Origin of the sequence: Bacillus sp. FSL K6-0268 (genome assembly GCF_038005425.1) — a bacterium.
Taxonomy (GTDB): domain Bacteria; phylum Bacillota; class Bacilli; order Bacillales; family Bacillaceae_G; genus Bacillus_A; species Bacillus_A thuringiensis_S.
This window is the reverse complement of the sequence record NZ_JBBOTF010000005.1, coordinates 84521-94202: the sequence shown is the minus strand read 5'-3', so window position 1 is coordinate 94202 and position 9682 is coordinate 84521. Positions and strand designations below refer to the sequence as shown.

Here is a 9682-nt window from a genome sequence, read left to right as displayed (position 1 = left end):
TGAACTGACCCCAAAAAGTTAGACAAAGAAGTTAAGCGACTGATTGGATGTGAGTCCGGTATTGTACTGGACTCATTCCATTTAACTTCACTTTAATTCTTTTGTGATTATAATAATGAATATAATTCTCTAATTCTATCTTAAAATGCTCCATACTTTCAAAATCTTTAAGATAGAATAATTCAGATTTTAATAAGCCAAAGAAGTTTTCTATGACTGCATTGTCCAAACAGTTTCCCTTACGGGACATACTTTGGATAACCTTATGTTTTTTTAGTGATTGTTGATATATCTTCATCTGATAATGCCATCCTTGATCTGAATGAAGAATAGGAGTTTCTCCATCATTTAAGCGTGTAAAGGCTTTATTAAGCATTTTTGATACAAGTGAATACACAGGTTTATTTTCTATATTGTAAGCTATAATCTCCCCGTTATATAAGTCTAAAACAGGAGATAAATATAGTTTTTTACCATGGAGATGAAATTCAGTGACATCTGTTACCCACTTTTCATTAGGCTTAGATGCATTAAATTCACGCTTCAAAATATTCTTTGCGAATTTCCCTACTTCTCCCTTATATGAACGGTATTTTTTTATACGAACCATGCATTTTAATCCAATAATATTCATTAAACGACGAACTGTTTTATGGTTTAATATATATCCACGGTTACGTAATTCTAATGTGATACGACGATAACCGTATCTACCATAATTCTCTTCAAAAATCTCTTGGATTAATTCTTTAATGTTCTTATATTTATCTGGACGTTCCATTTGTTTAATCCAGTAATAGTACGTACTGCGGGCAATACCAGCGATTTTCACAAGATCGATGATTTTGTATTCGTGCCTTAATTCATAAATTACCTGTGCTCTGTCTTGATCTATGATTTGTTCTTTTTCTGAACTAAGGCATTTAACTTTTTTAAATAATCATTTTCCATACGTAAAAGTTCATTTTCTGCTTGTAGTGCTTCTATAGACCCCTCAACTAGCACTGTATCTTTTTTGGGTTGCACCTTAACCTTCTTATTTTTCATAGCTGGACGTCCCTTCCGCTTTGAACGTAGGGCATCCACACCATTTGAATCATAAGCTACTTTCCATCTACGAATTATTTCAGGAGAGGAAATATTAAAAATTGCCGCTGTTTCTCTAATAGATGTCCCTTGCGTATCCATATATTTAAGCACATCTAGTTTATACTGAAGCGAATAAGTTGTATAGCGTTTTTCAAAAGCTTTTTCTCCAAATGCCTCATATTGTTTGATCCACTGATAAATTACACTAGAATGAATCCCTAGAGATTTAGCAAGCCTTTTTCCACCATCTATTCCATTAAAATATTGTTTTACTATCTGTATCTTTTCTTTAGGAGAAAACTTTCCCATAAAAAAATACACCTCCAATTGTTAATTGTGTCTAACAATTGGGGTGCACATCATTTGGACCGCCTCTTTTATGCCTGCTCTATGATTTTCTTTACCTCTTCAATCGTGAGTTCACTGGCTTGTGCAATGGTTTCTATTGGGACTTGTAAACGATGCATACCGAGAATCATTTGACGTTTTCCCTGTTGAACGCCTTGTTCAAGTCCTTTTTTCATGCCTTCTTCTCGCCCTTTATTTAACGCATGTGCAATACCTGCTGCTTCATCCATCAATATCTTTTCGCGTGCTTCGTATGCTTGACGGAACGAAGCATCTTGGCTCATATGCTCCCATTTATCTATTGCCTTTTGTAAAATTGGATCCTGATTCATCGCAATCGCCTCCAGAGTATGTGTTAAATGCTCATCTTCATTGGCTGGTAATAGTAATAACCACCGAACAAAAGAATCTTCCCATGGATTTACTTTTTCCTCTCGCCACTGCTGTAGCAATTTTGGAATTTCCACGACATGAATTTCGATATCATCACTTAAGAGTTGCTGCTGTTGCATATTCCACAGTTTCCCCGTCGTATGAAATGCTTCATAGTCTTTAAACATGACAAAGTTCAATAAGTTGATTGTAATGGTTTTATGCAATGAGCTGTAGGGCATTCCCTTTTTTAATTGAGATGCATAGAGCTTGCTCCAATAATATAGGGAACGCTTTAAAAGGTCATGATTATTATTCAACTGGATTTCAATGTTAATTTTGGTTCCAGTGTCTAATGTAGCCGATACGTCTAGAATCGATAATTTATCCTCTTCATGTTCTCGATGTAAATGTGGATCTTCGAATTGAAGGGATTGAATGGGCGATTCCAATGAATCAGCTAACATTGCATTTAGAAATGTTAACAAAATATCTTCGCTTCCGGATGTCCCGAATAATTGTTTAAAGGCAAAATCAATACGTAAATTGACCAATTTTTGATTGGACATGGGCTTCCTCCCCCTGTCTGATAAGATCTCTTTTTTCTTATTGTACATAAAAACAAATTGAACATGCAAACAGGCTCTTATGATTAACATAAGAGCCTCACTGCAGATACATACAATAGATTAGATAACGACCATAACCTGACTTGAAAAACACCTAAAAATTTTCACAAAAGAAATCATATTTAGTATACATCTAATTAGAAATATATACAAAGAATGGTGAAACACATCGCTTTTTCATCATTGATTTATGATATGATATACTTGCGGATTCGGTTTGTGCAACAAGCTATGTAGGGATAATATACGTTTCACAATCAGCACATTTTCTGAAAGTAGCATGTCTTACTACTCATAAGACATGCTATGTTAATACTGTTCAAATAAAAAACGTCTTTTATGTGCTGATAAAAGACGTTTTTTATGCCTAAAACCGCATAATATAGTTCTTGCTTGAGCTTCTTTAGTATACAACAAATTAGCCATGAGTGCTTTATTTTTCTACGTATGTATAAAACTTTTCTAACACGTATTTCATTGAACTACTCACCACTTATCAGTCCTTACAATTTAATCAAACTTTTTTATGAAAATAGAACTATGATCTACCATCGTTCTCCTTTTAATTGGGCTTCTGCTGATCTCCGATCCATGATTGTGGTACAAAGTTCAGTAATAAGTTTTCCATGATCAAAGATAATTTGATTCTTGGTATATGGATCAATGTATTTTCCCAAACCCTTACTGAGTGTAACCTCCGCTTCCCCATTATCGTGAATGAATCCTGAAAAGATGGTTTTCTCTTTGTTATAGACTTTATAGTATTCAAGCATTGAGCATAAAGATCTCACTAAATCACGGAGCATTTCTTCCAAATCAGGATACATATCTTTTGCTATTTCTTCATTTAGAATAAAATCCATTCCCTTGTCTGTTACATCAAATCGAAATAAAAAAATCATTACTTTCACCTCGCTGATTCATTGCTTTTTCTATCATAACAGAAAATCTGCTCCCTTCCCAACACACTTCCAACCACTTGAATGATCCATTTCATCATATAATCTAGCCATTTCAATCAGCAGAAGCACCATTTTCTTATGTTTTGTATCCAAAATAGATTTTTCATGCTCCATAACTTTGAAAATCTCTCCATCTGTCACATAACAATAGTAACATAGACTTAAGCACATATGTCTAGGTATGTGTGCTTAAGTCTATGTTAGGGGGCATAACTTATGCACATATACCTGCTTTCCTTAAGAACCTTATAACGGCAACTTAATACCCCCTTGGAATAGATAATTTTGTTTAGAAATATGTCTCTATTCCACAAAAAGCTCTTATAAAAAACGAAATACAATTTTGACATTTTCACTACCAGGGGCACGGCAACATCTAAATTAACATTCAAAAGTCTCCGTCCAGATGGAATCTTTTCAAGAAAAATTCATGTCCATTTCCAAATGAAAAAGCCTTGCTATTCGCAAGACTCTCCTCTTTAGTTCATCTAATTGTATATCGACTATCCTCTGAAACAAGTAAACTTGTATGATCAATTTTGACACGACATGTCCCTAACCGCCGTTTTACTTCCGATTGTAACTTCTTGTTTGCTTCTTCTAAAGAATGTGCTGGAATAATTGCTGATTGTAAGTCTGTTACCTTTCCATCATACATCACAGAAAAATCAATCTCATACCGATGTATCATGATTTCTCCACTTCCTTTCCAAAATTCCGCTTACAAATCATCCATACATGCATTATATTTATATATATTTTCACGATTACACTATATTTCTTCACAATCCCAGCTAACCCTACCGCAATAGCCTTGAAAAATTCCAATACTTAACACAATATGGGGTTTCTTGCCCATCCCCTCCAAAAGGTACATTAAGGATTGGTTCTATAAAAAGAAATGTCTTTAAATCAGTCTGTTCTACTCGATTCAAAGACATTTTAGTGATTTTATTTGTAAAGACAGATACAGTAAAGTTAAGATTCCCTCACTAGCCCACGTTTTTCGATTTCACGATATAACGTTGATTTTGTTACAGTCGTTTTTTTCTCGATCTGTTTAATTGTGTACTTTCCAGTTTTCCAAAGATCAATGGCATGATCTACTAAATCCTTGTTTTTTCCTTTACGCCCAAACTTTACTCCATTTCCCTTCGCTCTGAGCTTGCCTGCCATCGTTCGTTCACGAATGAAATTACGTTCCATTTCCGCAAACAGCCCCAACAGCGTAACCATTGCTTTGGTCATAATATCGTTGTTCCGGCGTGTGTCAATCCCGTCAGATATGCAAACGAGATGAATCCCCCTCTCAGTAAATGATTCGTAGGTCTTCAACACATCAGATATGGATCGTCCCATTCGGTCTAATTTGTAACCAACCACCGTATCACCGGGTTGCACTACTTCTAGTAACTGCTTAAATTCTGTACGGTCATTCACATTCTTACCTGATATCTTTTCACAAAATAGCTTATCGACACCATATCGTTGTAATTCTTCGATTTGTATTTCTAAATCTTGATGTGCAGCTGACACGCGAGCATATCCATAAACATTCCCCATTTAAATTCCTCTTTCCTGTAGATTTCCTCTTGATTATAACCTTACATTTAGGGAGAATAAATAGGGAACGTTCTAGACTAGGGAAATGGGGGTTCCTAAAGGCTTCCCTAAATTTCAGATTTTAGGGAATATAACGAGCTATATATGCTCTGTCACAGGGAGGACAAATATTATGGATATCGAAAAAAACACAACGAACCAAAAACGTTTGAGAATTCTTAATGAAGATGAAATACAAACGATTTATTCTATACCGAACTTTACCTATGAAGATCGCTGTCAATATTTTTCTCTCACTCAACCAGAAAAAGAATTGGTAGAAACATTCCGCTCTGTAAAATCTAAGGCTTACTTTATCCTACAACTCGGCTATTTTAAAGCGAAATGTTTATTTTTTACCTTCGATCTCCATGAAGTAACGGAAGATTTGCGACATATTCTAAAAAAAAATTTCAATGGTAGTAAAATAACTGACCTTAGTTCCATTGGTAAAGTTACTAAGCTTAAACAACAACACTTCATTCTTGAACTGTTCAATTACCAAAATTGTGATGCTGAAAAACGGCGACTGTTAAAGAAGAAGGCTCGTAAGTCTGCCACATTTTGTAGTAAGCCAATTTATATCTTCCGTGAAATGATGAATTATTTATCCGAACAACGGATTATTGTCCCTGGTTACAGCTTTATGCAAAAAACGATAGGGAAAGCCATTACCTACGAACAAAACCGTTTAATTACAATGTTGCAAAATCATCTGAGTCTACCCACTATCAAAGCATTGAAGCGATTGTTAGAAGATTCTTCAGGTCTATATGAAATCACCCGACTGAAACACGAACCGAAAGATTTTAGTATCACTGAAATTAAGAAGGAGATGGATCGAGGAAAGCAAATACAAAATTTATATCAACACGCTCAAACATTGCTACCCAAGTTTGCTATCTCTAACGAGAGTATCAAATATTATGCTTCCTTGGTAGATTATTACTCTGTTTATAAACTGAAACGATTAAATGAGTGGATTGGTTACTTGTATTTATTATGTTTTGTTTTCCATCGCTATCAACGGATGCATGACAATCTAATCCATACGTTTACATATCGAGTAAGACGTTACATGGATGAAGCGAAATCGGCAGGAAAGGAACAAGTATACAAATCTCATCTAGAAAGAAACCAGAATATAAGGACAGTAGGAGAAGTACTTTACCTATTCACTGATGATCAAATCCCTGCAGAGGCTACTTTTCAGGAGATTCAGGATCGAGCCTTTGCTATCTTGGAACGTCCCAAATTGGCAGCCATCGCTGATCGCTATGAATTTTTCGTCTATCAACTTTTACGAAATGGTTTAGAAGCAGGAGATATTTTTTGTCGGGATAGTATCCGATTTCGCAGTTTTGAAGATGATCTCATTAGCGATCTAGAGTGGAAACAAAAAGAAACTTTACTTGCTGAGAACGGTCTAACTATTTTTAATCAACCGATTCAAGTCCATTTAGCAGAGCTTGAGAAGGAACTTGAAACTCGTATTAGGCTTAGTGACAGGGTAGCTGCTCTAGTCCGCAGGACTTTTTCCATTAATAGTAAAACAGGGTGTTCTTGAAGGTTATGCTCTCTCTCAATTATACTATTTATTAAATAAACGTAATGAGATGAGGGGAAATATTGAAAAAAAGTTGGACTGAAGAAGAATTATTAGAGAACTATATGCTGTTACCAAATGAACGTCATTTAGTATTGAGTAAAAAAACAAACGCCAATCGGCTGGGATTTGCTGTCTTACTAAAATATTTTCAAAAGGAAGCTCGTTTTCCAAGCGAAAAACAAGATATCTCAAAAGATATTGTTCAACATTTAGCACATCAAATAGATGCGTTACCTGAAGATTTTTTTGAACATTATAGATGGGGCGGAAAAGAAAGAAGTTATACAGATCATCGAAAAATCATTCGTGATCTCTTTGGTTTCAGAGAGATCACTTCAAAAGATAATCTCCAATTGATACAATGGCTAAAAGAACAAGTACAACTTACACATGATATGGAAGATTTATCTGGTCAAGCTTATCATTTATTTCGCAAATGGAAAGTAGAACCACCTTCTAAAGGTAGTTTAAAACGAATGATTCATTCCGCTATTGATACGTATGAGAAAGATCTATATTATACAATTTCCGAACAATTATCCGCTGAAACTTGTTGTCGATTAGATGCATTATTAAATGTGCAATCAAATGAGGATTTAGAAATTGTGGACATCATGTATGAAAAAATAAATTCAAATCAGTTATCTTTTCGATATCTTTTATCGTCTGCATGTAAACCGAGTGTAAATACTATGGAAACAGAATTAAAAAAACTGTTAGCCATCCAACAATTAGAAATTCCTCCTAGAATATTTCAGCATTTACCTCCAAAGTTAGAAAAGAAATATCGTTTCCGCGCAGCAACAGAAACTGTAACGGAATTACGTGCGCATCCGTCCCACATTCGTTATACATTATTAGCTATCCTTTTTTCACACCAATATGGGAAAGTCATTGATTCTTTAGCAGATTTATTAGATGAAATTACACTTAAAATCAAAAATAGAGCTAAAAATACAACTCGGAAAGAAGCCATTGCAGAATTGGAACGGGTAAAAGGAAAAAATAAACATATTATAAGCTTATTAAAAGCAACTGTAGAACATCCCGAAGGGATTATTCAAGATACCTTATTTCCAATTGTTAGCGCTAACACAATTCAAGATATAATAAAAGAGATGACAAAAAATGATCGTGAATATAAAGAAAAGATTTATACTAAGATGCATGCTTCTTATGGCGGACATTATCGACGGACATTTATTGATATTTTGATGAATCTTACCTTTCGGTCTAATAACCAATTACATCAACCTGTAATTGAATCTATCCAACTTATCCGAAAATATAAAGAAAGTGGCCAACGTTATTTTGCAATTGAAGATACTGTTCCAATTGAGGGTGTCATTCAACCTAAATGGAAAAATATCATTATCGAAGCGGATAGTCAGGGAGTTGAAAGAGTCAATCGAATTAACTATGAAATTGCAGTAATTCAATCTCTTCGTACGCAACTTCGGTGTAAAGAAATCTGGATTGAAGGAGCAAATCGATACCGTAACCCAGATGAAGATCTTCCACAAGATTTTGAAGAAAATAAGGAAGAATATTTTGAAGCATTAAAGATACCACTTGATGTGAAGCCTTTTATTGAAAATATAAAGCTGTTAATGAAAGGGAAACTACAAATGCTTCATCAAGGATTAGAGAGTCAAAGTAATAAAAAAATAGTGATTACTACTAAAAGTAATAAAGGATGGATTCAAGTTACTCCCCTTGATAAACAACTGGAACCTCCACTTGTACCAACTATTAAACAAGAAGTTAAAAATAGATGGAAGGATATTAATTTATTAGATTTATTAAAAGAAACCGACTTTCATACAGGATTCACCAAACATTTTAAAACTACAGCTAACCGAGAAATATTAGATTCAGAAACGATTCAACGTCGTTTACTTCTTTGTTTATTTGGATTAGGAACAAACACTGGGTTAAAAGCAGTAGCTGCTGGAAACCCCATTGATAATTATCGAGAGCTTCGATATATGCGTCAGAAATTTATACATAAAGATCATTTAAGAAAAGCGAATGCAGAAGTAATCAATCAAATTATGAATCATCGAGAGAAAAATGTATGGGGAGAAGCTACCACTGCTTGTGCCTCGGATTCTAAACATTATGGCGCTTGGGATCAAAACCTACTAACAGAGTGGCATCCTCGTTATAGAAAACATGGAATTATGATTTATTGGCACACAGATCGAAATTCTGCATGTGTGTATTCTCAAATTAAATCTTGTTTATCTTCTGAAGTAGCTGCAATGATGGAAGGTGTATTGCGCCACTGCACAGATATGGAAATTGATCGAAACTATGTAGATACGCATGGGCAAAGTGTGATTGCATTTGCCTTTTGTCACTTGTTAGGCTTCAAACTTATGCCACGTTTCAAGAATATTGGTTCTCAAAAATTGTATCGTCCTGAAGCTGGGATGAACGAAGAATACCCTCAGTTACATCCTGTTTTAAGTAGACCGATTAACTGGGATCTTATTCAACAACAATATGAAGAAATTGTTAAGTTTGCAACTGCTCTAAGATTGGGAACAGCTTCTGCCGAATCTATTTTAAAACGATTCACAAGGGATACAAAGCATCCAACATATTTAGCATTATGTGAACTTGGAAAAGCAATGAAAACCATTTTTTTATGTGAATATTTACACTCCGAAGATATTCGTAGAGAAATTCAAGAGGGATTAAATACTGTAGAGCAATGGAATTCAGTAACTACTTATATTTTCTATGGAAAAAATAGTGAATTACGCTCCAATTCACTAGAGGATCAAGAAGTATCGGCCTTATCACTACAGCTACTTCAAAATTGTTTGGTCTATATGAATACCTTAATGGTACAAGAAATTCTATACGATAACCAACAATATTGGTTGAAAAAAATGACAATAGAAGATTTCCGAGGTTTAACCCCGTTATTTTATCATCATGTGAATCCATATGGAATTTTTAAATTAAATATGAATCAAAGAATACCAATTAAATTACAAGTAGCTTAAAAGTTATCATTCTTGTACAAACAGAGTCATAACTTTTAAGTTTTGACTCTGTTT

At 34.5% G+C, this 9682-nt stretch carries 8 protein-coding genes; 2 read left to right on the top strand and 6 right to left on the bottom strand.

Annotated elements, in window-relative coordinates:
• Nucleotides 1-31: 31 nt before the first annotated feature.
• The 6 genes from MHI28_RS35195 to MHI28_RS35170 all read right to left on the bottom strand — a co-directional run bounded on the left by MHI28_RS35195 (nt 32) and on the right by MHI28_RS35170 (nt 4963).
• A protein-coding gene (locus MHI28_RS35195; RefSeq protein ID WP_327947199.1) for an IS3 family transposase occupies nt 32-1398 on the bottom strand; the annotation gives its coding sequence in 2 pieces (ribosomal slippage) (nt 32-936 and nt 936-1398; 1368 coding nt in all).
• A gap of 68 nt (nt 1399-1466) precedes the next feature.
• Nucleotides 1467-2378 (bottom strand): Rpn family recombination-promoting nuclease/putative transposase, encoded by a 912-nt coding sequence (locus MHI28_RS35190; protein WP_006917372.1) that lies wholly within the window; start codon nt 2376-2378, stop codon nt 1467-1469.
• Between the two features lie 605 nt (nt 2379-2983).
• The gene (locus MHI28_RS35185; RefSeq protein ID WP_000576480.1) at nt 2984-3340 is read right to left on the bottom strand and encodes a hypothetical protein; all 357 of its coding nucleotides are present in this window, start codon (nt 3338-3340) and stop codon (nt 2984-2986) included.
• 33 nt (nt 3341-3373) lie between these two features.
• Nucleotides 3374-3514 carry a hypothetical protein gene (locus MHI28_RS35180; RefSeq protein ID WP_340829319.1) on the bottom strand — a complete coding sequence of 47 codons (141 nt, stop codon included), beginning with the start codon at nt 3512-3514 and terminating at the stop codon, nt 3374-3376.
• Between the two features lie 370 nt (nt 3515-3884).
• Entirely contained in the window at nt 3885-4091 is a 207-nt protein-coding gene (locus MHI28_RS35175; protein ID WP_340829317.1) for a hypothetical protein, read from the bottom strand.
• A gap of 287 nt (nt 4092-4378) precedes the next feature.
• The gene (locus tag MHI28_RS35170; protein WP_078188238.1) at nt 4379-4963 is read right to left on the bottom strand and encodes a recombinase family protein; all 585 of its coding nucleotides are present in this window, start codon (nt 4961-4963) and stop codon (nt 4379-4381) included.
• Between the two features lie 172 nt (nt 4964-5135).
• Here MHI28_RS35170 and MHI28_RS35165 point away from each other — a divergent pair, with 172 nt between their 5' ends.
• Complete coding sequence (locus tag MHI28_RS35165) at nt 5136-6569, top strand: DUF4158 domain-containing protein (RefSeq protein ID WP_340829312.1); 1434 nt, start codon at nt 5136-5138, stop codon at nt 6567-6569.
• 104 nt (nt 6570-6673) lie between these two features.
• On the top strand, nt 6674-9628 hold the full coding sequence (locus MHI28_RS35160; RefSeq protein ID WP_445661820.1) for a Tn3 family transposase: 2955 nt from the start codon (nt 6674-6676) through the stop codon (nt 9626-9628).
• Nucleotides 9629-9682 lie beyond the last annotated feature (54 nt).